This is a genomic window from Mycobacterium angelicum, from assembly GCF_002086155.1.
Classification (GTDB): domain Bacteria; phylum Actinomycetota; class Actinomycetes; order Mycobacteriales; family Mycobacteriaceae; genus Mycobacterium; species Mycobacterium angelicum.
In genome coordinates this window covers 1-344 of the sequence record NZ_MVHE01000345.1, presented here as the reverse complement: position 1 = coordinate 344, position 344 = coordinate 1, and the positions used below count along the sequence as shown (strand labels likewise).

At 65.4% G+C, this 344-nt stretch carries 1 pseudogene; it reads right to left on the bottom strand.

The window, feature by feature from the left end:
* A pseudogene (gene grcC, locus BST12_RS29720) lies at positions 1-344 on the bottom strand (polyprenyl-diphosphate synthase GrcC); the annotation flags it as partial.

The following is a 344-nucleotide window of genomic DNA, read 5'->3' as shown; positions in this document are numbered from 1 at the left end:
CTCGTGGGCTCGGCGAGGTTGGCGGTCAGGCAAATAGGGGAGCTCCTCTCGCGCCTGTGCGGCATAGGCGGCTACCACATTCTTGGCCTTTCCTATGCCCGGTGAGCAACGCAGCAGTGTGAGGGCTTCGGCGACGTGGTCGTCGTGGATCGGTCCGGCCAGCAACTCACGCAGCCGGCTTGTGTCGGGTGTCTGCTCACGCAGCGCGTAGAGCATCGGCAGCGTGTGGACAGCTTGGCCAAGGTCGGCGCCCGATAGCGTAGCGGAGTCACCGGAGATGGCGATGATGTCGCGCGAGATCTCAAACGCAGCACCGATCATGCGCCCCAAGCGCGCTACGCGGC